Genomic DNA, 22,941 nt, shown 5'->3' on the forward strand with positions numbered 1-22,941 from the left:
CCGCGACGCTACCGTCCCGCGATGGACAGGAAGTCGCACTGGCGCCGCAGTTCCCGCTCGGTCACGGTCAGCGGGAACAGGGTGAAGCCGTGCATCGCGCCGGCGACGACACCGAGTTGCACAGGAGCGCCTGCCGCCCGCCACCGCCCGGCCAGGAACAGTGAGTCGTCCAGCAGCGGGTCCTCGGTGCCGACGACGATCCGGGCGGGCGGCAGTCCGGCAAGGTCGGCGTACAGGGGTGAGAGTCCGGGATCGCGGCGTTGTTCCGCGTCCGTGCCGGGCGTGAACAACTCGTAAGTCCGCCGCAGGGATTCGGTGTTGCTCAGCAGCCGCTTCGATCCGAACGATCGCTGGCTCGGTGTCATCGACAGGTCGTAGCAGCCGAACAGCAGGTGGGCCGCCCGGAACGCGCCGGTGATCCCGTGCCGGTCGCGAAGGCGCAGCAGCGTCATGACACTCAGGTGGGCACCGGCCGATTCACCCCCGATCAGCAGCCGTCGGGTGCCGAACTCGGCTTCGGCATGGTCCACCAGCCATCGGGCCGCTGCTTCGCAGTCGTCGGGCCCGGCGGGGAAGGGGTGTTCCGGTGCCAGGCGGTACTCCACGCTGACCACGGCCAGCCGCGCCTGCTCGGCGAGGTGCCACAGTCTCTCGTCCTGCCCGTCCGAGGACCCGAACGCCCAGCCGCCTCCGTGGATGTGCAGATACACGCCGTCGACGTGGTCGGGCACGAAGACGCGTATCCTCACCCCGCCCGCAACGACGCGGTCCCGGCCGTGCGGCAGTCGTACCGGTGGTGTGTCGCCGGCGAGCCGGTTGCGCCGCAGCGTGGCCAGCAGGGCCGCGTCCGGCGTCTCTTCACGTGCCGGGCGGCTCGCGGCAGTGGCTTCGAATTCCTTGTTGAACGCCAGGGTTTCGGCGAGGCAGTCCTCATCGGTGATCGTCATGCCGTCGACCATCGCAGTCGTACGCGACAGCATCCTGTCACCCTTTCCCGGTGAGCCGCGTCACATTACCGACGCCGTAGCATCGACAGTCGGCACCTTCCTCATCGCAGCGCAGGAGCAACGAAGTGCATCAGCTCACGTACGGCGACATCAAGGCCGCCACCGAACGGATCACCGGGTGCATCCGCCCCGTCACCGTCGCCGCGGTCGAGCCCGGCGCGATCGGTACTGCCCACCAGGTGTGGCTGGCACTGGAGTTCATGCAGTACACCGGCTCGTTCAAGGCCCGTGGCGCGCAGAACTTCATCCAGGCCCACCGTGACGCGGGCACCCTGCCCGAGGCCGGGGTGACCATCGCGTCGGGCGGCAACGCCGGTATGGCGTGCGCCTGGGCCGCCCAGCAGCAGGGCGTGCGGGCCACGGTATTCCTGCCCACCACCGCACCGCCGGTGAAGGTGGCCAAGCTCCGGGGCTACGGCGCCGATGTGCGTCTGGTGGGAGCCGAGTACGCGGAGGCGCTCGCGGCGTGCGAGGAGTTCGCCACCGCCACCGGCGCGCTCGCCTCGCACGCGTACGACCACCCGCTGATCGCCGCCGGGGCCGGCACCCTGCTGGTGGAGATCCACCGGCAGATCCCCGACTTGGACACTGTGGTCGTCGCGGTCGGCGGTGGCGGCCTCTTCGCCGGGGTGGCCACCGCTGCCCGGCACCATGGCATCCGTACCGTCGCGGTGGAGCCGGAGAACTGCCGCGCGTTGAACGCCGCCATCGAGGCCGACCGCGTGGTGGACGTTCCCGTCGACTCGATCGCCGCCGACTCGCTCGGCGCCCGCCGCACCTCGCAGATGGCCCTCGGCGCCGCCCAGCACGACGGTGTCCACTCCGTCCTCGTCCCGGACAGCGAGATCGTCCGCGCCCGCCAGGCGCTGTGGGACGACCGGCGGATCGCGGTGGAGCACGGCGCGGCCACGGCGCTGGCGGGGCTGTTCGCCGCCGACGAGCAGGTTCCCGGCGGGAAGGTCTGTGTGGTGCTCTGCGGCGCGAACACCGATGCGCGGACGCTGATACAGCCCTGAGCACCGACTCGCAGGGCTGCTGTCTGTGCTGGTCACCGGTGCGCATGAGCCCCGTTGTCAGTGGGCCCCGCTAACGTCCCCTCTCAAGATCCCGCACATCAGATCCTCACGGGGGATACCAGCATGAGCAGCACCGACAACAACGCGTACGAGGGATTCACGGCCGAAGAGCGGGCCGCGATGAAGGACCACGCCAAGGAGCTGAAGGCGTCGGCGCGTCGCACCTCGCGCGAGGAGAAGGCGGCGCAGGCCGCGCAGGACGTGCTCGCGAAGATCGCCGAGATGCAGGACTCGGACCGCGTGATGGCCGAGCGCGTCCACGCCGTCATCACCGCCAACGCCCCGACCCTCGCGCCGAAGCTCTGGTACGGGATGCCCGCGTACGCCCTGGACGGCAAGGTCGTCTGTTTCTTCCAGTGCGCGGAGAAGTTCAAGACGCGCTACGCGACGCTCGGCTTCAGCGACCAGGCGAAGCTGGACGAGGGCACGATGTGGGCGAACGCGTACGCCCTGACCGAGGTGACGGCCGAGGTGGAGGCACGGCTCGGCGCGCTCGTGAGGCGTGCGGTGAGCTGAGGCGCAGGCTTGGGTGCGCGGGTTGATTGCTCGCCTGTTGGTGGAAGCTGTTACGGTCCCGGGTCGTGACTGATCCGCTTCCCGAGTTCCCGTACCACGCTGACCCCGTCTCCACGGGCGTGGTCGTCCCGTCTGATGGGGCATGCGCGTGCTGCGGGCGGGAGCGCGGGTACCTCTACACGGGCCCGGTCTACGCGGTCGAGTCGCTCACGGGCCGACTGTGCCCGCGTGGCAGGAGCCCCAGTGGTTCTTCCACTGCGAAGACGGCGCCGCGTTCCTGGGCCGTGTCGGGGCGGCCGACCTCTTGGGGCACCCTGACGTGCTGGACATGCTGAGGCGGGAGACGAACGGCTGGGGCTGGTCGCCGGACCAGGTCGAGCACTACCTCGGCTCATTGGACAGGGACGACCACCCGACGGCGTATCTCTTCCGGTGCCGGGTCTGCGCGACCTACCTCGCCTACTCCGACTTCCCGTAGAGCGGAATGCGGGGGCAGTGAACGGTGTCCCGACCGGTGTCGCTCGCCGCGGCGCGGACCTGTGCGGAGCGGACTTCAACGCCGCTCACACGCCCGGCGCGGCTGCCCAGCCCGCGGCCAAGGGACTTACCTGCGCCCGACTGCGCACAGCGATCACCGACGGCACGACACGCCTATCGCCGACCGGTTGAGGGACGCGGACCTGGTCGACGAGTACCGCCTGCTGACCTTCCCCACCGTCCTGGGAGCCGGCCGTCGCCTCTTCCCCGTCGACGGACCCCCGGCCGACCTGGAGCTCCTGGACGTCGAGCATGTCGGCCCCGGTGTCCTGACCCGCTACCGGAGGACATGAGACACCCAAGGGCTGAGCCCGGACCGGCGCAAGCGACAGAGAGGGGATGGGGGAGACTGGTCGACCGCGCCCTCGCAAGGGCGTGGGAATGCGTTGCGGTCTGGGTGATGGGGGCGACATGGGTACACACGGCACGGTCACCGACGCGGGCTCGGACCCGGTCGCGGCGTCCGTCGCGGTCTACAGCGACGGCGCCGACGACTACGCGGCCACCCATGCTCCGAAGATGGCGGACCGGGTGGAGCGGTTCGCGGGTTCGTTGCCACAGCCCTCTCTGATCCTCGACGCCGGCTGCGGCCCTGGCCGGGATCTGGCCCGGTTCCGTGCGTACGGGCATGTGGCGCGCGGTGTCGACCTCAACCCGGTGTTCGTGGCCATGGCCGGCGCCCACGCGCCCACCTCTCAGTGCGATCTGCGCGAGATCGGATCGCGGTTTCCGGCAGGGACGTTCGACGGCATCTGGGCGTCCGCCTCACTCGTCCACCTCACCGAGGCCGAGGCGGTGGACGTGCTCGGCCAGTTCGCCGGGTTGTTGCGGCCCGGCGGCAGGCTGTACGTGTGTCTCAAGGCCACCGGCCGTACGGGCTGGCTCGACGAGCCCGATGGGCGCCGCTGGTACACGGTCTGGGACCAGGACGAGTTCGCCGCCGCCGTGAGCGAGACGGGTTTCGAGGTCGACCGCGTGGACCCGGGAACCTATGTCGAGGTGTGGGCGACCCGCGGCGACTGAACTCACGAGCGACGAACTCGTCCTGGAATCAGGCTGGTTGCTCAGCGCGAGGCCGAGTCGTATGTGTGATGGGTGTCCCGGCGCCTGCGGTGGATGCGGAAGCGGTCGAAGAGGACCGGCGCGGGGTCCGGGTTCGCCGCCGTCGCGGTCGGGGTGTGATAGTAGCTGACGGTGATCGTCGTACGGCCGCCGATCAGGGCTCCCGGGTCGACGTCGAAGACCGCGACACCGTACGGGTAGGTCTGGTCGGGGTCGCGCACCGCGGACCAGGTCGCCTTCTCCTTGGCGTCCGGGTCGGCCTTGTACGTGAGGCGCTGGGTGCGCACGAAGGCGTCCGGGACGCCGCCGTCCGGGTCCGTCAGATACGTGTCGTCGTGCGAGGCCGTGCCACCGCCGCCCAGGATGAGGTGGACGGTGCCCTTCGACGTGTCGATGTCGTCGAGCCGGTCGTCGACGACGGCCGGGCGCAGGAGGCTGCCCGGGTCGGTACCGCGTACGGGGTGGGTGCGCTCGTAGTCGTGGTCGTGGCCGCAGAGCACCAGGTCCACGGCGTGCCGGTCGAGGACGGGCAGCAGCTGTTCGCGCAGTCCCATGTCACCGCCGTGGCTGGCGGCCGAGGACGACATCGCGAACTGGTGCAGGGACACCACGATCCAGTCGACGTCCCGACCCGCCCGGGCCCGCGCCAACGTCCGCTCCAGCCAACGGAGTTGGACGCCCTCGCTGTATCCGCTGATGTAGACGGACTGCCCGGTCGCCGGGTCGATGCTCGCGTCGTCCTCCACCGCGAGGTCGTTGCCGTCCAGGACGGCGAAGAGCACCGAGCCGACCTGGAAGCTGTACCAGTTCCCGCAGTAGTCGCGGGTGTGGTTGTCGGGCAGGTCGAAGCGGGTGGCGTAGGAGGCGTAACCGAGGTCGCCGCCGCCCGCCTCCACCTCGTGGTTGCCGGGTGCCGGCATCCAGGGGCGGTTCGCGGCGGACACCGACATGTTGTTCATGAAGGCGTCCCAGCACTGCGGCTGGGTTTCCTGGTTGTTGTTGGCGTACGCCAGGTCGCCGTTGAGGAGGTGGAAGAGCGGGTTGAACCGCTCCACCTGCCGCACCGCGACCGCCCCGTTGATCGCCGACTTCTTCCACTTGGGGTCACCGGCCCCGAGGTCGCCGAAGCTGGTGAACCGGAACGGCACCCGGCCCGGCGCGGGCGCGGTGCGGAAGGTGGACCGGCGGGGCGCGGCACCGTCGTGCAGCACCTCGTACACGTACTCCGTGTCCGGCCGCAGCCCCCGCAGCCGCACCCGATGGGTATAGGTCTCGACCTTGTTGAGGCCGTCCACGTACGTGGTGGTCTCGGCCCGTACCGTACGCCCGAAGTCCCTGCCCGGGCGGCCGAGGCGCAGACGGGGCCGGCGCACCGAGGCGGCGGTCGCCCAGGAGACGGTCATCTCCCGCGAGGGCTCCTCGCCGTAGGCCAGGTGTATCTGCTCGGCGCCCGGCGCGTCCGCGACGGCGGGCTGCGTCCAGAGCAGGGTGGAGGCCGGGCCGGCCGCCAGTACTCCTGCCGCAGCCGAGGCCTTGAGGACTGTCCTGCGTGCCGGCTGACTCACTGCTGTTCTCCTACCGCTGGGCTCCCGGAATCGCCCGAAGGCTCACAGTGGCAGAAGAACAACCCCGTGGGGCAAGGCGAACGTCCGGCGGACAACAGATGAAGGACGCTCGCCGAACGGATGAAACGGACGGCCATCGGCAGCGTGCTGCTTGTGAGGGTGGCCTGGACCTGACGGTCGGCTGATCGTCGTCTTCTCCGCAGGGGAGGCGCCGCCTAGCCTTCGGTCATGCCCGAACTTGTCGACGGCGGTGGTATTCCCATGCCGCCCCACCCCCATCGCGGAGTCTATTTCCTGGCGAACGACGGATTCCTGGACTACGCCACCGCTTTCCTCAACAGCTTCCGGCGCTTCAACCCGGACCTGCCACTTTGCCTCATCCCCTTCGCGGACGACATCGGGGAACTGCGCAAACTGCAGTCGAGCCACGGATTCTCCATCCTGGACGACCGCAAGGTGCTCGACGCATGTGACGCGGTGGGAAGGGCCATCCGCGGCACGCCGCGCGGACATTTCCGTAAACTGGCCATGTGGGAGGGGGAGTTCGACGAGTTCGCGTACTTCGACTCCGACACCGTGGTCCTGCACAGCGCCGACTTCGTCTTCGATCTGCTCGCCGACTTCGGTTTTCTCACGGCGCACGGCGACGATCCGATGACTCGCCAGTTCGTCTGGAACGACTCGATCGAGACAATCGGAAGGCTGACCGAGGAGCAGATCTCGTTCGCCGGAGCCACCGGATTCATCGCCTCCAGAAAGGAATGTCTGTCGCTGGCAGAAGTCGCCGAGCGGCTGCCCGACGTACTCGAATTACAGCCGCACATGTGCCCGGGCCTCAACGATCAGCCGATGCTGAACTACCTGATGGTCACGTCCGGTCACCGCTTCGCCAGCCTCTACGGGCTGGCGAACGCCGGGGTGCCGGGCCTCGCGCTGGAGTGGTGGGGCGGTGACCCCATCGACACCGTCGAGGACGGCCAAGTGGCCGGGCGGCATCAGAACCCACCGCTGTTCATCCACTGGTCCGGATCGCTGAAACAGACGGCCGCGCCCATCGTCAACCGTTCCCTGTGGGAGGCATACGGCCCGGCCGCCGCGCCGGGTCCGTCTTCCACGACCGCCGAGCTCGAAGGACCTGGCGCCATGAGCACCTGCTCCTTCGAGGACGGCACGACACAGGGTTGGTCCTGCCGCGTCGGCAGTGCCCGGGTGACGATCAGTGATACGTATGCGCACAGCAGTGCCCACAGCCTGCTCTGCAGCAGTCGCACCGAGCCCTGGGAAGGCCCTCGGTTTGCCCTGCCCGCCCCACCGACGCCCGGCCAGACCTACTCATTGCGCCTATGGGCCCGGCTCGCCGCCGGTGAGGCACCCACCGACCTCAAACTCAGCGTCGAGCGGCACACGTCCGGCAGCATTTTCTACGACACCGTCGTCCCGGACACCCTGGTGACGGAGGAGCGGTGGGTCGAGCTCGGCGGCGCCTACACCCTCACGCACGAGGCCACCCGGCTCGTCGTCTACGCCGAGTCCGTCCACGGCACGCCCTCGTTTCACATCGACGACTTCACCCTGACGATCGCCGACCCACCGGCCGACTCCTCCGGCCACGACAGCCCGTACGGCCTGATGAGCGTGGCGGACGGCGAGCTGATCAGAACCGTGCTGCTCAAGGCCGCAGCGCTTGGGAACGGCGGGCCACTGAGGGTCCTGGAGTGGGGCTCGGGGCGCAGCACCCTGGCCTTCCCGCAGCTGCTCGCCGACGCCGGTGTGCCGTGCCGATGGACCAGCCTGGAACACCATCGCGGCTATTTCGACGGCGAGTTGCTCCCGCAGCTGGCAGCCCGGCCCGGAGCATCCGTACGTTACGTCGACGACGGCACGGCCACCGTCAACGAGCCCGGCACCGACGGCGGCCGGATCGACGTGGTGTGCTGGAACAGAGGCCCGCTGCACCCGCAGTTCGGACCCAGCCACCATGCGGACCGCGTCGCCGACCTCGATGACTACGTCGCGTATCCCGCGCAGGTCTCAAGCGGCCCAGGGGAGTACGACGTCGTCCTGGTCGACGGACGCAAGCGCCGCCGCTGTCTGCTGACCGCCCGAGGACTCCTCGGGGACAGGACGGTCGTGCTGCTCCACGACGCGGGCCGCCGGTATTACCACTGCGCACTGGAGACGTATCCGGCCGGACGGTTCATCGGCGACGACCTGTGGATCGGCGCGATGGACGAAGACGTGCTCAGCGAACTCCTGCGACGGTTGTAGGTCTAACTCGCCTACGACCGCCGTGAGTTACCGATTCGGCCCACCCCGCGCACCGCTCACCCCATCACGGAGCCCGCCCTTGAGTATCAGTGTCGCCATTCCGACCACCCTCGAACGTCCCACAGTGCGTGCCACGGTCGAGTCCGCGCTGGCCGCAGCCACGGCGTGCGGCCCGCAGGCCGAAGTGCTGGTCATGGTCAACGGTACTCCGCCGTCGCTCGACCCGCTGGCCCACCTCGGCTCCTCCCAGGTGCGGGTGGTGCGACTGCCCCGGCGCAGCGCACCCGCCGCCCGCAATGCCGCGCTGGCCATGGCGCGCCACGATACGGTGCTCTTCACCGACGACGACTGCATGCTGCCGTCGACGTGGTGTACGGATCTGGCCTCGGCGCTGGACGCTCCCCCAGAGGTCGCTGTCGCCGCGCCGGTCCGTGCCGAGGGGCCCGGACCGCTGCTCGCCTATATGAACTACCAGCGCCTCTTCGACGCACCACCGGACGGCGTGGGCGGCGCCGGGTATGTGGTGACGGCCAACTGCGGCCTGCGGCGTGACCGGCTCCCCGATGGACTGCGCTTCGACGACGTCGCCTTCAACAACGCCGCCGAGGACTTCGACTTCGGGCTCAGGCTGCGCGCGGCCGGGCACGCCATACGGTGGCTGGCCTCCGCGTCCCCGGTCGCCCACCGGTTGTCCGCGTCCGTGGAGGAGATCTCCCGCAGGTGGGTGCGGTACGGCAGGGCCCACGTCCGCCTGCACACCCGCAAACGGCACCCGGGCACGGCGCTGGGCGGAGTGCGCCACTGGTACGACTCCATGTGCCACGAACCCCGACGCATCCACCGCAGCTTCAGCGAAATACCTGACTCCGCACTACGCTCGGCCTTCACCGCGTACGACCTCATCCTGGGCGCCTCCTTCCTCATCGGCTATCTCGAAGCACTCGGCGATGAATGGGGCCGCCCTCTGATCACCGTGGACCACGACGAACTCACGGATGGTTGGCACCGGGCGGCGCTGCGGCAGGAGGCGCTTGTCTTGGACAAGCCTCAAGTAGCGCCCGAATTCCACAAGTTCGGTGATGCCCAGCCGGAAGCCCTCCAGGTGCCCGATTGGTACACCGGACTGCTCCAGAAATACGCGAGCCCCGTCCACCACGACGATGACACGGCGTACGAACGCGACTTCACCGCCTTCATGCAGTCCCCGGCTGCCACCCCGCCCGGCCCGACCGCCGAGGAACTCCACCAGGCCTGGATCTCCTGCCCCGGCGGCGCGCCCCATGAGGCGGACGAGGCCGACGCGGTGCTGCGCGGGACCGGAGAGTGCTTCAGAGAAGGAGGCCGCATCTTGGAGACCTACCTGTTGGAGCGCCAACTCCTCGGGAAGCACATATGAGCCGCCGCGAGACCGCAGTGGTCGCGGGAGGCGCCGGGTTCGTCGGCTCCCATCTGTGCCGGTTACTGCTCGACGGCGGGTACGAGGTGATCTGCCTCGACAACTTCCTGACAGGCGACGTGCGGAACGTCGCCGGGCTCGATCAACTCGGGCCGTTCCGCTTACAGCCGCACGACATCACCGAGGCCGTGGCCCTGCCCGAGACCGTCGACGTGGTCTTCCACCTCGCCTCACCCGCCTCCCCGGTGGACTACCTTCGCCATCCGCTCGCCACCCTCGCGGCCGGTTCTTCCGGAACGGAGAACCTGCTGCGACTGGCCCGGGAGAAGTCCGCCCGCTTCGTCGTCGCGTCGACGTCCGAGGTGTACGGGGACCCGCTGGTCCACCCTCAACCCGAGACGTACTGGGGCAACGTCAACCCCATCGGCCCGCGCAGCGTCTACGACGAGGCCAAACGTTTCGCGGAGGCACTGACGGCGGCACACCGCCGCACGTACGGAACCAGCACGGCCATCGCCCGGATCTTCAACACCTATGGGCCGCGCATGCGTCCTGCCGACGGCCGCGCCGTCCCCGCTTTCGTCACCCAGGCGTTGCGCGGTGACCCGGTCACCGTCGCGGGTGACGGCTCGCAGACCCGCTCTCTCTGTTACGTCGACGACCTCGCCGAGGGACTCGTCCTGCTGTCCGCCGCGACGACCCCCGGCCCGGTCAATCTCGGCAACCCGCACGAGATCTCCATGCTCGACCTCGCCACCCGGGTGGTGCACATGACGGGATCGACCTCACCGATCGTGTTCACCGAACGTCCCCAGGACGACCCCTCCCTGCGCTGCCCCGACATCACGCGGGCGAGGGAAGAACTCGGCTGGAAGCCGACCACCGACCTCTCAGAAGGGCTGCACCGGACCATCTCATGGTTTCGTTCCCGAGCGATGGCACCGGCACCGTCACCGACGAGGTCTCCCTCCGCGATCTCGCGGCCCGTCACGGTCTCGAATTCGGTGCCGCCCTCTCCGTGACGGGACTCTCCGACCCCCGCTACCGGGCGCTGGCGGCAACGCAGTTCAGCAGTGTCACACCCGAGAACGCGATGAAGTGGGAGCGCGTGGAGGGCAATCGACATGCCCACACCTGGGCCGCGGCCGACGCCATCGCCCGTTTCGCCACCGAGAACGACCAGAAACTACGCGGTCACACGTTGGTGTGGCACGACCAGTTGCCGCGCTGGCTCACGGACGGGCACTTCACGCCGGCCGAACTCCGTACCCTTCTCCGCACCCATGTGACCACCCTCGCCCAACGTTACGCGGGCGCCGTCACTGCCTGGGACGTCGTCAACGAACCGCTCGACGACGACGGTTCGCCGCATCGCACCCTCTGGCACGACGCACTCGGCTCCGACTACATCGCCCAGGTCCTCACCTGGGCGCATGCTGCGGATCCGGGGGCCCGGCTCTACCTCAACGAGTTCAACGTCCATGAGGAGAGCCCCAAGACCAAGGCCCTCTACAACCTGGCGGCCTCACTCCTCGACCGGGGCGTCCCCCTGCACGGCATCGGCTTCCAGTGCCATCTGCTCCTGGGTCAGGATGTGTCCGAACTGGCCCGGACGCTCAACCGTTTCGCGGAACTCGGCCTGGAGGTCGCCATCACCGAGCTCGGCGTTCGTATGCTGTCGCCGGTCACGTCGGCGAAACTCGCCGCACAGGCCGCGTGCTACCGCGCTGTCGTCGAGGAATGCCTCGCCGTCCCCGCGTGCACCGGCCTCACCATCTGGGGCGTCGGCGACGCGGCCGCCTGGGTTCCGGAGGGCAGCCGCAGCCCGTACGGAAGTCCCACGCTCTACGACGACGAGTACCGGCCCAAGCCCGCGCGCGAGGCCGTGGCGCGGGCGCTTGGGACGGTCCCATAGGGACAGTCCCGCCCCATCACGGTATCCGGCCACCGGCATCGGAGACCGCCCGCGCGGGAAAGAGCTTGGGATCCTGCCGTACAAGCCAGTCGGCGAGCTTCCGGGCGAACCACGCGTGGCCTTCGGCCAGGGGGTGCCCGTCGTCGGTGCGCGGGAGTTCGGCCGGAATCTCGTCGAACGCGGCGCCGCGCCGGGGTGGCACTCCGCCGAGGATGTCGTCCATCGGCAGCTGCGCGGCGAACTCCGACGCGATGGGCGGAACGGGGTCGGGGAAGGGGAACGTGAAGACGTAGCGTGGGTGATAGCCGCGGTGCCGGAGATAGTGGTCGACCAGGACCCAGTCCAGGAGGAACCCCGCGATCGTGCCCTCCATCGACCAGAGGTGATCGAAGAAGGCGTCGGTGGGCTCATGCTCTCCACGCCGCCACATACCCATGCGGTGCCAGCCGCGATCGCTCGCGTGGTCGCGGTGGTCGACGCGTTCGGTCGACGAGTAGTACTCGTGACGCCGGAACTCCGTCCACGCGGTGACGACCATGACCTCGGACGGCGCCAACTCCCGTTCGGCGCGCAGGGCGTCGAGCCGTTGGACCGTGCTTCTGACGGCACGCCGGTTCGACGACGCGAACCGCGCGAGGTTGACATGGTCGGCGTCGAGTTGTCCGGCCAGCAGCACCGGCCAGGCCTGGCTCGACGGCTCGTCCAGGCCCACGCCCTGGGTGTAGCTGTCGCCGTTGGCGACGATGAGGCGGATCACGGCATCCTCCGCTGTGCAGCCGAAGTGTTGACCCCTGCGGCCGCAGATGGTGTCACGGATCAGGCCCGGACGGCGCCGCTGCGGCGGATCACCGCAAGGATTGCGTCGCCGGGGATATGAGCGCTTCTTCTCCGTTTTATGAGCAAACGATGACGGCGGGCGATCGGCGGTCCGCGTGATGGTCTGCTGGGGCCATGAACAGCAACAACTCGGCCTGTTCCGGGCACCACCCGTCCCGTCGTCTGTCCCGCTACACCGTGCGTACGGTGGCCGCGGCCGTTGTGCTCGGCGTCGCCATGGCCGGCTGCGGCGGCCAGGACAAGGATTCCGGCGGGGACTCCGGCGCCAAGGCGCAGGCGAAGAACGACACGAGCACCGGTACGAAGGTGCTGTGGATCGGCGACTCGATCGCCGGCGCGGAGGCCCCCGCGCTGGGCGCGGCCCTCAAGGCCAACGGCGTGGAGTTCAAGGACTCCTCGTCCGACGGTGGCGGCACGGTCGTCGACAGCGGCGAGGAGATCACCGGCATGATCTCCGCCGATACGTGGAAGCAACTGGCCACGAACATCAAGTCGTTCCACCCCACCGTGGTGGCCTACCAGGTCACCACATACGACTGGGGCAGCACGGACCAGCAGCGCACCGCCTACGACAAGCTCGTGAAGACCGCCAAGGACGCCGGGGCCAAGCTGGTGATGGTGCCGTCGCCTCCCGTCACGATCGGCGACGGCCCGTACAAGCAGCACGAGGCACAGATGCGTACCGCCGCCAAGACGGCCTCGGAGGTCGCCAAGAACAGCGGCGGTGCGGCGGTGTTCCTCGACCCCTCCCAGCTGTGGGGCACCGATCCCGCAGCCAAGAAGGCGCAGCGGTCCTCGGACGGTGTGCACAACTGCCAGCAGGGGGCGGCCACTTTCGCGAAGTGGTTCACCGTGGAGCTCGGCAAGCAGGCCGGGTTCACCCCCGCGCCCGTGGACAAGTGGGCCAAGGGCTCGTGGACCGGTGACGACCGGTACGGCAAGCTCCACTGCGGCAGCTGACGGGCCTGCTCCCATGCCTACTTCTCTCCTCGGGGCTCTCGCGCCGGTGCGCGGTCGCGCGGTGTCGGCCCGGCACCGTGCGGCGCGTACCGGCCGGGCGGGCCGTGCGCACATCGCCGCCCTCGACGGGCTGCGAGGGTTCGCGGTCGCGGCCGTACTGCTCTTCCACGCCGGGCACCTGAGCGGCGGGTTCCTGGGCGTCGACCTGTTCTTCGTGCTGTCCGGGTTCCTGATCACCGGGCTGCTGCTGAGCGATGCGGCGAGCGGCGGCCGGATCGCGCTGGGCGCGTTCTGGGTCCGCCGGGCCCGCCGGCTGCTGCCCGCGCTCGTATGCGTCGTCGTGGTCACCATGGTGCTGACCTGGGCATTCGGTTCCGTGGCGCAGCTGCGGTTCGCGCTCGACGACACGCCTTGGGTCGCGGCCCAGGCGGTCAACTGGCACTACATCACCGAACAGATCGGCTACTGGAACGCCTCCGACACCCGCGTCTTCGCCCACCTGTGGAGCATCGCCGTGGAGTGGCAGTTCTATCTGGCCTGGCCGCTGGTGGTGGCCGTGGCAGGCCGGGGGCGGCACGCCCAGCGCGTCGTGGCCGCCGTCGCCGGGGCGGGCGCGCTGGCGGCGGGGGCCTTGATGGTCTCGCTCGGCGCGGCGATCGACACCACCCGTGCGTACGAGGGCACCGACACCCGGGCCGTCGCGCTGCTGCTCGGAGCCCTCGCGGCCACCGCGCCCGTACGAGGCCTCGCCGCCCGGGTGCCGCGCCGTGCGGCCGACGTGTTGTGCCTGGTCCTGGCGGTGGGACTCGCGGTGGCGTGGGCGGTGACCGACGGCGAGAAGGCGCCGATGCTCTTCAAGGGCGGACTGTTCCTGCACTCACTGGCGGCGGCTGTGCTGATCGTCCTTATCGCGCAGGTGCCGGACACCCGCGCGGCCCGGATCGCGGGCAGCCGCCTGCCACGCCGCCTGGGCGAGCTGTCGTACAGCCTGTATCTGTGGCACTGGCCTGTGTATCTGCTGCTGTTGCCCCGGCTGTCCGCACTGGGCGACTGGGGTGCGACGGCTGTGGCGATCGCCGTGTCCCTCGCGGCCGCTGCGGCGACAAAGTGGCTGGTCGAAGACCCGGTCCGGTTCCGCTCGGGCTGGGCGCGAGGACACCGGGGGCTGATCGCGATGGTGGCGCTGGCTCTCGTCGGGGTTGCGCTGTGGGCGGCGATACCAGTACCGGTGCCGGGTGCGGGCACCGTCGACATCGACCAGTTGGGGTAAGCCCGCGCAGGCGACCTGCGGGTGAAAGCCGCACGCTATTCCATAGAAATACAAAATTCAGCGGAATACTCCGAATCCACATTACGAAAATGCTGGGGAAAGGGATCCGGTTCATGACGCGCGTCCTACTGATCGAGGACGATCCGGCCGTGCGCCGTGGTGTCGTCCTGGGCCTGCGCCGCCACGGGCACGAGACCGAGGCGGTCGGCACCGGCGAGGACGGTCTGGAGGCGCTGGCCGCCTTCGGGCCGGACCTCGTGCTCCTCGATCTGATGCTGCCCGGCATGAGCGGTCTGGAGGTGTGCCGCCGTATCCGCGAGACCAGCCAGCTCCCCATCGTGATCCTGTCCGCGCGCGGCGACGACATGGACATGGTGATCGGCCTTGAGGCAGGCGCCGACGACTACGTGGTCAAGCCCGCCAGCGGCGCGCTCATCGAGGCACGGATGCGCGCGGTCCTGCGCCGTATCGCCCCTTCCCTGACCGACGCCGACGTACCGGCAGGTCCCACCGTGGTGGGCGAGCTGGAGATCGACCGGGGCGCGCTCCTCGTACGCAAGCACGGCAAGGATCTCCCGCTCGCTCCCTCCGAACTGAAACTGCTGCTCTTCCTCAGCGCCGCCCCGCAGCAGACCTTCAGCCGCCAGCAACTTCTTGAGGACGTCTGGGAGCACAGCTACTACGGGGACGCCCGCCTGGTCGACGCCTGTGTGATGCGGTTGCGCGCCAAGATCGAGGAGGACCCACGCCACCCGGTGTACGTGCAGACCGTGCGGGGGTTCGGCTACCGCTTCGGCCCGGTACCCGTATGAAGCTCGCGGTTCCCCGCAGCCTGCGCACGCGCCTGGTCGTCGCGTTCCTCGTCGTCTCCGCGCTCAGCGCGCTGATCACCGCCGCCCTCACTTTCCGGCAGGCCCGCAACGGGATCCTGGACCGCACCCAGAACACGGCCGTGCACGACCTGCGACTCCAGATCGACTCGCTCGCCCCGAACCTGCCCACCGACCCCACGGACGCGGACCTGCGCAACTTCTCGCTCCAGCTGGACCGCGCCGGGGGCGCACGTGGCTGGAACACCGCGGTCTCCCGTGCCGGCGGGCCGCTCATCGGCACTGCGGGCTCCGTCGGCGACTCCTTGCGCGAAGCGGTTCACGACAGCCACACCACGTTCTACGAGCGTGTCGACCGGGGGGCCGAGGGCCCTCAGCTGCTCATCGGTATGCCCATCGCCTACGACAACCAGAGCATGGGAGGCAAGGGAACGGGGAAGGCGTCCGGCCTCGTCGTCTACGCCGTGCTGTCCCTTCGCGCCGAGCGGGCCGACATCTCCGCCCTGGTCACCGCCGCCTGGGCGGGAGCCGGTCCGGCGCTCGCGCTCGCCGTCATTCCGGCGCTGCTCGCGGCCCGCCGGGTGCTGCGTCCCGTACGACAGTTGCGTACGGCCGCCGAGAAGATCACCTCGGGCGCCCTCGACACACGCCTTGACGTCACCGGTGGCGACGAACTCGCCGAACTGACCGGCACTTTCAACACGATGGCGAGCGCCTTGGAGCGGGATGACGCGGAACTGCGGCGGATGGAGGCCAACGCCCGCCGGTTCGCCGCCGACGTCTCGCACGAACTGCGCACCCCGCTCGCCGCGATGGCGGCCGTAACCGACGTCCTCGACGAGGACGCCCGCTCCGGCGAACTGCCCCCGGACACCGCCGACGCCGTCCAGCTCATCAGCGACGAGACCCGCAAACTCGCCTGTATGGTCGAGGACTTGATGGAGATCTCACGCTTCGACGCGGGCGCCGCGGCCCTGCACCTGGACGACGTGAGTCTGCGGACGCTCGTGCACAAGACACTCGACCTGCGCGGCTGGCGGGAGCCGGAAGAGGTGACCACCGAGCTTCCGGCACAGGACGTACGTATACGGGTCGACGCGCGCCGGATCGATGTCGTCCTCGCCAACCTGATCGCCAACGCGCTGCGGCACGGCGCCGCACCCGTCACCGTCCGAGCCACCGCCACCGAAACGACCCTGGTCATCGAGGTCGCCGACCGTGGCCCCGGCATCCCCGACGACGTCCTGCCGCACGTCTTCGACCGCTTCTACAAGGCGGACGCCGCCCGTGCCCGCTCCGAGGGCAGCGGCCTCGGGCTCGCCATCGCGAGGGAGAACGTGCGTCTGCACCACGGCACCCTGACCGCCGCCAACCTCCGGGGCGGGGGAGCGGTGTTCACGGTCACGCTGCCGTCGAGGCCCTCGCACGACGACTCGCAGGAGGAACCGTCATGAGGCGCCGCGCCTGTCTCATCGCCGTGTTGTCGGCGGCATGCCTGGCGGGCTGCGGCATCAGCCCCACCGGCCCGGTCCCGGCCGGTGTGCCGGCGTCGGGTCTGCGTCAGCCGGGGAGTGTGTCGTACCAGGCGCAGCTCTACTTCGTCAGCCCGTACGGTGTCCAGGCGGTCGCACGCCACGCCAGGATTCCGGTCGGCCCTCAGCAGGCGCTCGATCTGCTCCTCGAAGGTCCCGACGCGGCCGAACGCGCTCGTGGCCTGATCACCGAAGTGCCGCCGATGTACGGGCAGTTGGTGGCGAAGGCCGGAGAGGGGGCAGTGGACCTCTACCTTCCGGTGCCGGTGGCGAAGACGACCGGCGGCGGTCCCGGTCTCACGCAGATCATCTGCACGGCCGCCAACGCCCAGGTGCCCGGCGGCAAACAGCCGCCCGACGTGGACGTACGCGTCCACGAGAAGGGCATCGAGACGATCTGGACGGTCCGCTGCAACGCGGCGGGGAACGTGGTGCCGGTGCCGGAACCTGCGCCCAGCAAGGGGTGACAGGGGTGGGGCTTGCTTCAAGTGCACTTGAAGGTCCTAACGTTGCCGACATGACGGCGATCGACAGCACCCCCGTGAAGTCCCCGCCCGTGGACGCCTGTGTGGTCGCGGGGTCGGACCATCCGCGCCCCGACGGCCAGGACCGCTACACGATCCGCGAGGTCGCGGCGTACACCGGGCTCAGCGCGCCCACGCTGCGCTGGTACGAGGAGATAGGTCTGATGCCGGACGTGGAGCGGTCGCACACCGGCCAACGCGTCTACGGCAACAGGGACCTGGACTGGCTCTCCTTCGTACGCAGACTGCGGCTGACCGGTATGCCGGTCGCCGACATGGTGCACTTCGCGGAGCTGGTCCGCCGGGGCGAGGACACCTACGACGAGCGGCGGCAGATCATCGACCTCTACTACATGCACCGCCGCGACCCCGCCGTCCCGCTCGCCGAGTCGGTCGGCGCCATGGCCGAACTCGTACGGGAGGGCAAGGTCAAGCACCTCGGCCTGAGCGAGGTCACCGGCGCCGAGCTGCGCGAGGCGTACGCCGTGCACCCCATCACCGCCCTGCAGACGGAGTGGTCGCTCTTCAGCCGGGACGTCGAGCACAGCGCGGTGGGCGCGGCCGCCGAACTCGGCGTCGCCTTCGTGCCGTACTCGCCGCTCGGGAGGGGTTTTCTGACCGGCGCGTTCACCGACGCGAGCACGGAGCTCTCCAGCAGCGACTTCCGCCAGCTGCTGCCGCGCTTCACCGGCGACAACGCGCGGGCGAACGCGGCGCTCCTTGCGCCCCTGCACAAGATCGCGGCCGACCACGACGCCACCACGGCGCAGATCGCCCTGGCCTGGGTGCATCACCGGTCCCAGGTCCACGGCCTGACCGTCGTACCGATCCCCGGCACCCGCAAGCGCACCCGCCTCCTTGAGAATGCCGCAGCCACCCGGATCACCCTGACGGCCGAGGAACTGGCACTCCTGGAGCCGATCGCGGGCCGGGTGGCGGGCGACCGCTACGCGGACATGTCGCTCACGTCGGCGGCGCGGGAGGAATAGACCCCGGGTGTGAAAGTGCGTGCTACTTGGGGCAGTTGGCGGTGACCAGCCAGGCGGGGGTGCGCAGTCGCAGCGCGCCGCTCTCCTCGTGGGTGCTGAGGGTGTCGGTGAGTGCCTGGTGGGCCCGGTCCCGCACCTCTGGTGCGACCTGGCTGGTCAGGTGGCGTCCGGGGCCGGAGGTCAGCAGGAAGGACGCCGCGTCGGCGGCGTTGCGACCCCACGTCCCGTACGCCTCGACGCGTACGGCATCGATGTGCTCGAAGCCGGCGGCGGACAGGATGTCGCCGGTGCGGTCCGGGTCCGCCAGGGAGAACATCCCCGGGCTTCCCGGTGTGCCGAACTCTCCGATGGGCAGGATGGCGCGCAGTGCCGCGACGGCCTGGAGCCACTCGTTCTCCTCGGCCCCGGCCGCGCAGATGAATGCCATACGACCGCCGGGGCGCAAGGCGCGCCGGATGTTGCCGAACGCGGCAACGGGGTCGGAGAAGAACATCACCCCGAAGCGGCTGATGGCGACGTCGAACGCGCCCGGCTCGAAGTCGTGGACCTGGGCGTCCCCTTCCTCGAAGGCCACGTTGGGGATCTGCTCGTGCCGCGCGCTCTCGCGTGCGCGCGCCAGCATCGGTGCGGAGAGGTCCAGACCCAGGGCCCGGCCGCCCGGGGCGCGGCGTGCGGCCAGCCGGGTCGTGCACCCGTTTCCGCAGCCGATGTCCAGGACACGGTCGCGCTCCTGGATCGCGGCGGCGGCGAGCAGGGGCTCGTTGAACCCGGCGTTGACGTCATCCCAGCGGTCCTGGTTCCGGGCCCAGTGCTCGCCCTCGTAACCGTTCCACGCCTGTGCCTGGTCGGTGTTGACGATGTGTTGCATGCGGGGCCTCCTGCTGGATGCGGTGCTTGCCGGAACTAGTATGGGCGTGTGCCCAAACAGTATGGGCGCGCGCCCATACTGGCAATCCCCCTTACGCCGGAGCGGGCCGCAACGCCGTAACACCCGTATGAGCCGTACCAGGAGAGGCGAGGCCGATGTCACCGCGTGGAGTAGCGATCCCCGATGTCCGCGAGCGGCTCTTCGACGCCGCGGAGCGGGTTCTGGCCCGTGAAGGCCCGGCCGCCCTGACCAGCAGAGCGATCACCGGGGAGGCGGGCTGCGCCAAGGGGTTGCTGCACACGCATTTCGACGGCCTGGACGAGTTCGTCGCGGAGCTGGTCCTCGACCGGTTCGCGCGTACCGCACGTCAGGCCGACGGGCTTCCTGCCCGAGCAGGTCAGGCCACCGTGGCCGACAACCTCGCCGCGGTCGCGCTGGCACTCCTGACCTCCCTGGACCCCGCGGTCATCGGCCTCGCCATGACCCGCCCCGCCGCCTCCCTCCGGATTCGCGGCGCGCTGGAGGCAGGTGCACCGGGCTTCACCGCGATCCAGGAAGCGATCACCGCCTACCTGGACGCCGAAGAGCGCCTCGGGCGCCTCCCGGACACCACCGACACCCCCTCGATCGCCCTCGCCCTCGTCGGAACCGTCCACCACCTGCTGATGACCAGCTGGACAGGCGCGCCGGATGCCGGCGAGCAGACGGTGCGGCTGGTCGCCTTGCTCGTCGGCGCCGCCCCCCAGGAGGTCAAGTAGCTTGGATACGCTGCGAGTTGCACGCGGGTGGCATGAGCCTGGCGGAGAACCTTCGTGATCTGACGCGTCATGCGGACGACTTCACGAAGCGGAATCCTCTGGGTGGCCCGGTCCCGGGTGCTGATTCCCACGTACCACCCCCTGTTCTGGGGATGGCGGCGTCAGTCCTGGCAAGAGCAGGATGTGAGGGCCAGTCATGGTCTGTGGGGGAGTCGCCGCTTCCGGCTGTGCTTCCCCGGTTGGGAGGACAGTCATGCGTCGTCGTATCGCGGGGGTCGGCATGCTCGCTGCTGCCGGTGTGCTCGCGCTCGCTGTTCCCGCTCAGGCAGCGACGGGAATCCTGGTGGTGAACGGTGTGCCGCACCAGAACCCGCAGCGGGGTTGCTATGCGACATCGTCGCCGGTTTCCCTGCAGAACTACACCAACTCGGTGGTTCTGGTGCATGCTGCGGCGAACTGCCAGGGTCCCGTGACGGCGGAGGTGGACCCCGGACAGTCGGCGAATACGTTCGGGGCGAGCTACTTCGTCTTCTGAGCAGGGGCGTGGTCCGGGCCTGTCCGGAAAGCACCGCCGACGCGCCCGTCCCGCTTCGTGGCGTCGTGCCGTGGGTAGCCGTGTCGCTGTCTCGGACAGTCCCGCCCACCGTGCTCCCGCACCGGAGGTCTCGTGCTGTACGCGTTTGGTTTCGAGCGGATCGGCGTGGCGGTGAGCGATCTGTATCTGGTGGATCCCTCGTTGCCGGCAGGGCGGGAAGGGCCGGAGCGCGGTGTGCGGGTGGAGGTCCGGTTCTTTGAACCGGGGGACTGGGGCGGGTCGTTGTACCGTGCGGCGCCCATCGCGGTGCACCGCCCGCTGTGGAGGGCGGACCTTCTGGAGTCCGTCTCCAGCCAGCCCGGCAGCCTGGACCGTGCCCACTACCATCCACGGTTCAACGGCTGGGGCCCCGTCGACGACGTCTTCACCGACGAACTGACCGCCGACCCTGTGGCCTGGCTGACCGGCAAGCTGTCCCACCCCGAGGAACTGCTGGCCGAGGCAGGCGTGGCGGTGCACGAGATCGGTCCGTACGACGCGGCCGACCTGCGCGAGGCAACCCCGGAGATCATGACCGTCGTACAGCGGCTCATCGACACCGCGGCGAGTGGTAAGCACGCGCGTCCTGCGGACTGGGAGCGACTCGACCGCGCCCGTATCAGCTGGCTGTAGCGGGGGATTCGGCGTGCTCGTGCCACCGTTTCCGGACGAAGAAACCGTCGTGACCGGTGTGGACTGCCGGGTGATCCTGAACACCCATCTGGAGTGGATACCTGAGTTCACCGTCCGCCTCGCCGACGGGCGAGTCGGGCAGGGCGCTGCTCCCCGGGCCGACACGCCGAGTATTTACGAGACCGGGGCGGCCGGGTGTCCTGGTGAGGCAGCGCGTGTGGTGGCGGAAGCCCAACGGGTGTTCAGCGGCCGGGCCTTCGACCAGGTTTCATTCGATCGGGTCCTGGACCACCACCGTTCCCACTGGGGCCATACGACCTGCTACGCACTCTCGGCCGCCTTCTTCGAGGCCCGATTCCGTAACGTCACCACCGGAACGCAACGGTCTCCGAAGCTCCTCCTCAATCTGCTGAACGGCGGTTTTCACGCCTACAGCCTCCCCGTGACCAGTGATTTCACCGAGTTCCTGCTCGTTCCCCGGTATGACGATCCGGTGGCCGCGATCGACGGCCACCGCCGCCTGCTCGCCGACGCCCGTGCCGCGCTGACCGGCCTCCCACTGCGTGAAGTCGGCGGCAACCCGGTGCACGATCTCGGGCCCGATCCCAACGAGGCCGCGCTGTCGCTGGTGACCACGCTGTTGGAGGGCGCCGGGCTCGCCGAGAGCTTCGGCATCATGATCGACGCGAGTGCGGGTGACTGGCTCGACGGCGACAAGTACGTGCTGCCGGTCAGCGGCGCACGGTTGGACCGGGACGAACTCATCGGCTACTGGCTCGACTTGCTCGCCCGGTTCGACATAGGGCTGCTGGAGGATCCCCTCGCCGAGGCCGACATCGACGGCTGGTCCGCGTTCCATGCCGTCCGCCCTCCTCGCTGCGGTCTGCTGAGCGACAACTTCACGTCCACCAGCCCCGCACGGCTGGCGGCCAAAGCGGTATACGTCGACGGGGTGTTGCTGAAGCCCGACCAGATCGGCAGCCTGACCGGGGCGCACCGGTTCGCCTCCCTGGCTCGCGAGCTCGGTCTGCCGGTCATCGCCTCGGCCCGCTCCGTGGAGACGGGAAGCCCCTTGATCAGCCATGTCGCGGCGGCGTGGGGTCTGGAGCACCTCAAGGTCGGCCCGTACCAGGACTTCAGCTCGGTGATGCGGACCAACGAGCTGTTACGGGGCAGGGTGTGGTGACCGCGCGTACGGTGCGGTCGCTCACCACCGTGCGGCACTCGCCCACCGCCCACAACACTGCCGGCGTCATCACGGGGCGCCTGGATGAACCGCTGTCCACCGAAGGGCGCGACGCCGTACGCCGATTCGTCGCAGCCCATGGCGTACTGTCCGCGGATGTCGTCGTGTCCTCTCCCGCCCGCCGCGCCGTTCATACCGCGACTCTCCTCACGGGCCTGCCGGAAAGCGACATCGCGATCGACGCACGCTGTCACGAGCGCGACTATGGCCTTCTGCAAGGTTTGGACGGGGAGCAAGTCGCTGCCTTTGCGACCCGGATTACGTACGTCGACGCGGGCGGAGTACGGCACTCGGTCGACCCGCCCGGAGGTGAGACGCTGACTCAACTCCGCGAGCGCGCCCGGCACTTCCTGCACGCGGTCCTCGTCCTTCCGGCGCGGTCAGTCCTGGTGGTGTCGCACGGAACCTTCCTCCAGCAGGTGCACGGGGTGCTGCTCCGGCGGAGCGCGATGGACACGCTCGCCTGCCATGTCCGCAACCTACAGGTCGACCGCTTCACGCTCAGCGCTGACGGCGAGCCACGGCACCACCAGATGCACGCGGGCCTGGACACCGGCCTGCTCTGGTGAGCCCAGGGC

23 protein-coding genes and 1 pseudogene are annotated in these 22,941 nt (G+C 69.5%); 20 read left to right on the forward strand and 4 right to left on the reverse strand.

Features of this window, described 5'->3' with window-relative positions:
- Window positions 1–8: 8 nt before the first annotated feature.
- Window positions 9–947: an alpha/beta hydrolase gene (locus ACT1U9_RS31145; protein ID WP_444535958.1), complete on the reverse strand. Its 939-nt coding sequence runs from the start codon at window positions 945–947 to the stop codon at window positions 9–11.
- Window positions 948–1,072: 125 nt separating this feature from the next.
- On the opposite strand from ACT1U9_RS31145, the gene ACT1U9_RS31150 reads away from it, so the two are divergent.
- From ACT1U9_RS31150 to ACT1U9_RS31170, 5 genes and pseudogenes are all read left to right on the forward strand, one after another.
- Window positions 1,073–2,023 (forward strand): threonine/serine dehydratase, encoded by a 951-nt coding sequence (locus ACT1U9_RS31150; protein ID WP_444535959.1) that lies wholly within the window; start codon window positions 1,073–1,075, stop codon window positions 2,021–2,023.
- Between the two features lie 123 nt (window positions 2,024–2,146).
- Window positions 2,147–2,599, forward strand: coding sequence for an iron chaperone (locus ACT1U9_RS31155; RefSeq protein WP_444535960.1), 453 nt, complete (start codon window positions 2,147–2,149; stop codon window positions 2,597–2,599).
- 119 nt (window positions 2,600–2,718) lie between these two features.
- Window positions 2,719–3,077 (forward strand): annotated as a pseudogene (locus ACT1U9_RS31160) (CbrC family protein).
- A gap of 187 nt (window positions 3,078–3,264) precedes the next feature.
- Complete coding sequence (locus ACT1U9_RS31165) at window positions 3,265–3,429, forward strand: dihydrofolate reductase family protein (protein ID WP_444535961.1); 165 nt, start codon at window positions 3,265–3,267, stop codon at window positions 3,427–3,429.
- Window positions 3,430–3,547: 118 nt separating this feature from the next.
- Window positions 3,548–4,159 carry a class I SAM-dependent methyltransferase gene (locus ACT1U9_RS31170; RefSeq protein ID WP_444535962.1) on the forward strand — a complete coding sequence of 204 codons (612 nt, stop codon included), beginning with the start codon at window positions 3,548–3,550 and terminating at the stop codon, window positions 4,157–4,159.
- Window positions 4,160–4,200: 41 nt separating this feature from the next.
- Here ACT1U9_RS31170 and ACT1U9_RS31175 read toward each other — a convergent pair whose 3' ends face one another.
- Window positions 4,201–5,763, reverse strand: a complete 1,563-nt coding sequence (locus ACT1U9_RS31175; RefSeq protein WP_444535963.1) for a purple acid phosphatase family protein — start codon at window positions 5,761–5,763, stop codon at window positions 4,201–4,203.
- Between the two features lie 228 nt (window positions 5,764–5,991).
- Here ACT1U9_RS31175 and ACT1U9_RS31180 point away from each other — a divergent pair, with 228 nt between their 5' ends.
- From ACT1U9_RS31180 to ACT1U9_RS31195, 4 genes are all read left to right on the forward strand, one after another.
- The gene (locus ACT1U9_RS31180) at window positions 5,992–8,031 is read left to right on the forward strand and encodes a carbohydrate binding domain-containing protein (RefSeq protein WP_444535964.1); all 2,040 of its coding nucleotides are present in this window, start codon (window positions 5,992–5,994) and stop codon (window positions 8,029–8,031) included.
- Window positions 8,032–8,110: 79 nt separating this feature from the next.
- Entirely contained in the window at window positions 8,111–9,427 is a 1,317-nt protein-coding gene (locus ACT1U9_RS31185) for a glycosyltransferase family 2 protein (RefSeq protein ID WP_444535965.1), read from the forward strand.
- Complete coding sequence (locus ACT1U9_RS31190; protein ID WP_444535966.1) at window positions 9,424–10,449, forward strand: UDP-glucuronic acid decarboxylase family protein; 1,026 nt, start codon at window positions 9,424–9,426, stop codon at window positions 10,447–10,449. Before ACT1U9_RS31185 ends, ACT1U9_RS31190 begins: the two co-directional genes overlap by 4 nt.
- Complete coding sequence (locus ACT1U9_RS31195; protein ID WP_444535967.1) at window positions 10,446–11,342, forward strand: endo-1,4-beta-xylanase; 897 nt, start codon at window positions 10,446–10,448, stop codon at window positions 11,340–11,342. The genes ACT1U9_RS31190 and ACT1U9_RS31195 overlap by 4 nt, the downstream gene beginning before the upstream one ends.
- Window positions 11,343–11,358: 16 nt before the next feature.
- Here ACT1U9_RS31195 and ACT1U9_RS31200 read toward each other — a convergent pair whose 3' ends face one another.
- Window positions 11,359–12,099: a DUF6071 family protein gene (locus tag ACT1U9_RS31200; protein WP_444535968.1), complete on the reverse strand. Its 741-nt coding sequence runs from the start codon at window positions 12,097–12,099 to the stop codon at window positions 11,359–11,361.
- Window positions 12,100–12,293: 194 nt separating this feature from the next.
- Here ACT1U9_RS31200 and ACT1U9_RS31205 point away from each other — a divergent pair, with 194 nt between their 5' ends.
- The 6 genes from ACT1U9_RS31205 to ACT1U9_RS31230 all read left to right on the forward strand — a co-directional run bounded on the left by ACT1U9_RS31205 (window position 12,294) and on the right by ACT1U9_RS31230 (window position 18,284).
- Window positions 12,294–13,139: an SGNH hydrolase domain-containing protein gene (locus tag ACT1U9_RS31205; RefSeq protein ID WP_444535969.1), complete on the forward strand. Its 846-nt coding sequence runs from the start codon at window positions 12,294–12,296 to the stop codon at window positions 13,137–13,139.
- 13 nt (window positions 13,140–13,152) lie between these two features.
- Window positions 13,153–14,409: an acyltransferase family protein gene (locus ACT1U9_RS31210; RefSeq protein ID WP_444535970.1), complete on the forward strand. Its 1,257-nt coding sequence runs from the start codon at window positions 13,153–13,155 to the stop codon at window positions 14,407–14,409.
- A 113-nt stretch (window positions 14,410–14,522) separates the two neighbouring features.
- On the forward strand, window positions 14,523–15,221 hold the full coding sequence (locus ACT1U9_RS31215) for a response regulator (RefSeq protein WP_444535971.1): 699 nt from the start codon (window positions 14,523–14,525) through the stop codon (window positions 15,219–15,221).
- A complete protein-coding gene (locus tag ACT1U9_RS31220; protein ID WP_444535972.1) occupies window positions 15,218–16,693 on the forward strand; it encodes an ATP-binding protein in 1,476 nt (491 codons plus the stop codon). Before ACT1U9_RS31215 ends, ACT1U9_RS31220 begins: the two co-directional genes overlap by 4 nt.
- Window positions 16,690–17,238, forward strand: coding sequence for a hypothetical protein (locus ACT1U9_RS31225; protein WP_444535973.1), 549 nt, complete (start codon window positions 16,690–16,692; stop codon window positions 17,236–17,238). The genes ACT1U9_RS31220 and ACT1U9_RS31225 overlap by 4 nt, the downstream gene beginning before the upstream one ends.
- Before the next feature lie 50 nt (window positions 17,239–17,288).
- Window positions 17,289–18,284: an aldo/keto reductase gene (locus ACT1U9_RS31230; protein ID WP_444535974.1), complete on the forward strand. Its 996-nt coding sequence runs from the start codon at window positions 17,289–17,291 to the stop codon at window positions 18,282–18,284.
- Between the two features lie 22 nt (window positions 18,285–18,306).
- On the opposite strand, the gene ACT1U9_RS31235 is transcribed toward ACT1U9_RS31230, so the two are convergent.
- On the reverse strand, window positions 18,307–19,152 hold the full coding sequence (locus ACT1U9_RS31235; RefSeq protein WP_444535975.1) for a class I SAM-dependent methyltransferase: 846 nt from the start codon (window positions 19,150–19,152) through the stop codon (window positions 18,307–18,309).
- 155 nt (window positions 19,153–19,307) lie between these two features.
- Between ACT1U9_RS31235 and ACT1U9_RS31240 the strand changes: the two genes are divergently transcribed.
- The 5 genes from ACT1U9_RS31240 to ACT1U9_RS31260 all read left to right on the forward strand — a co-directional run bounded on the left by ACT1U9_RS31240 (window position 19,308) and on the right by ACT1U9_RS31260 (window position 22,932).
- Entirely contained in the window at window positions 19,308–19,910 is a 603-nt protein-coding gene (locus ACT1U9_RS31240) for a TetR family transcriptional regulator (protein ID WP_444535976.1), read from the forward strand.
- Between the two features lie 253 nt (window positions 19,911–20,163).
- Window positions 20,164–20,445 (forward strand): hypothetical protein, encoded by a 282-nt coding sequence (locus tag ACT1U9_RS31245; protein WP_444535977.1) that lies wholly within the window; start codon window positions 20,164–20,166, stop codon window positions 20,443–20,445.
- A gap of 132 nt (window positions 20,446–20,577) precedes the next feature.
- Entirely contained in the window at window positions 20,578–21,117 is a 540-nt protein-coding gene (locus ACT1U9_RS31250) for a hypothetical protein (RefSeq protein ID WP_444535978.1), read from the forward strand.
- Window positions 21,118–21,166: 49 nt separating this feature from the next.
- Window positions 21,167–22,303 (forward strand): hypothetical protein, encoded by a 1,137-nt coding sequence (locus tag ACT1U9_RS31255; RefSeq protein WP_444535979.1) that lies wholly within the window; start codon window positions 21,167–21,169, stop codon window positions 22,301–22,303.
- Window positions 22,300–22,932, forward strand: coding sequence for a histidine phosphatase family protein (locus ACT1U9_RS31260; RefSeq protein ID WP_444535980.1), 633 nt, complete (start codon window positions 22,300–22,302; stop codon window positions 22,930–22,932). Before ACT1U9_RS31255 ends, ACT1U9_RS31260 begins: the two co-directional genes overlap by 4 nt.
- The last annotated feature ends 9 nt before the right edge of the window (window positions 22,933–22,941 follow it).

The organism is Streptomyces sp. BR1 (assembly GCF_052373795.1).
Lineage (GTDB): Bacteria > Actinomycetota > Actinomycetes > Streptomycetales > Streptomycetaceae > Streptomyces.

Bases quoted from the DNA above. Each gene is read 5' to 3' on its own strand.
- ACT1U9_RS31235 (WP_444535975.1), bottom strand. From the start codon at position 19,152: ATGCAACACATCGTCAACACCGACCAGGCACAGGCGTGGAACGGTTAC.
- ACT1U9_RS31220 (WP_444535972.1), top strand. From the start codon at position 15,218: ATGAAGCTCGCGGTTCCCCGCAGCCTGCGCACGCGCCTGGTCGTCGCG.
- ACT1U9_RS31240 (WP_444535976.1), top strand. From the start codon at position 19,308: ATGTCACCGCGTGGAGTAGCGATCCCCGATGTCCGCGAGCGGCTCTTC.
- ACT1U9_RS31170 (WP_444535962.1), top strand. From the start codon at position 3,548: ATGGGTACACACGGCACGGTCACCGACGCGGGCTCGGACCCGGTCGCG.
- ACT1U9_RS31215 (WP_444535971.1), top strand. From the start codon at position 14,523: ATGACGCGCGTCCTACTGATCGAGGACGATCCGGCCGTGCGCCGTGGT.
- ACT1U9_RS31145 (WP_444535958.1), bottom strand. From the start codon at position 947: ATGACGATCACCGATGAGGACTGCCTCGCCGAAACCCTGGCGTTCAAC.
- ACT1U9_RS31230 (WP_444535974.1), top strand. From the start codon at position 17,289: ATGACGGCGATCGACAGCACCCCCGTGAAGTCCCCGCCCGTGGACGCC.
- ACT1U9_RS31155 (WP_444535960.1), top strand. From the start codon at position 2,147: ATGAGCAGCACCGACAACAACGCGTACGAGGGATTCACGGCCGAAGAG.
- ACT1U9_RS31190 (WP_444535966.1), top strand. From the start codon at position 9,424: ATGAGCCGCCGCGAGACCGCAGTGGTCGCGGGAGGCGCCGGGTTCGTC.
- ACT1U9_RS31210 (WP_444535970.1), top strand. From the start codon at position 13,153: ATGCCTACTTCTCTCCTCGGGGCTCTCGCGCCGGTGCGCGGTCGCGCG.
- ACT1U9_RS31205 (WP_444535969.1), top strand. From the start codon at position 12,294: ATGAACAGCAACAACTCGGCCTGTTCCGGGCACCACCCGTCCCGTCGT.
- ACT1U9_RS31245 (WP_444535977.1), top strand. From the start codon at position 20,164: ATGCGTCGTCGTATCGCGGGGGTCGGCATGCTCGCTGCTGCCGGTGTG.
- ACT1U9_RS31180 (WP_444535964.1), top strand. From the start codon at position 5,992: ATGCCCGAACTTGTCGACGGCGGTGGTATTCCCATGCCGCCCCACCCC.
- ACT1U9_RS31225 (WP_444535973.1), top strand. From the start codon at position 16,690: ATGAGGCGCCGCGCCTGTCTCATCGCCGTGTTGTCGGCGGCATGCCTG.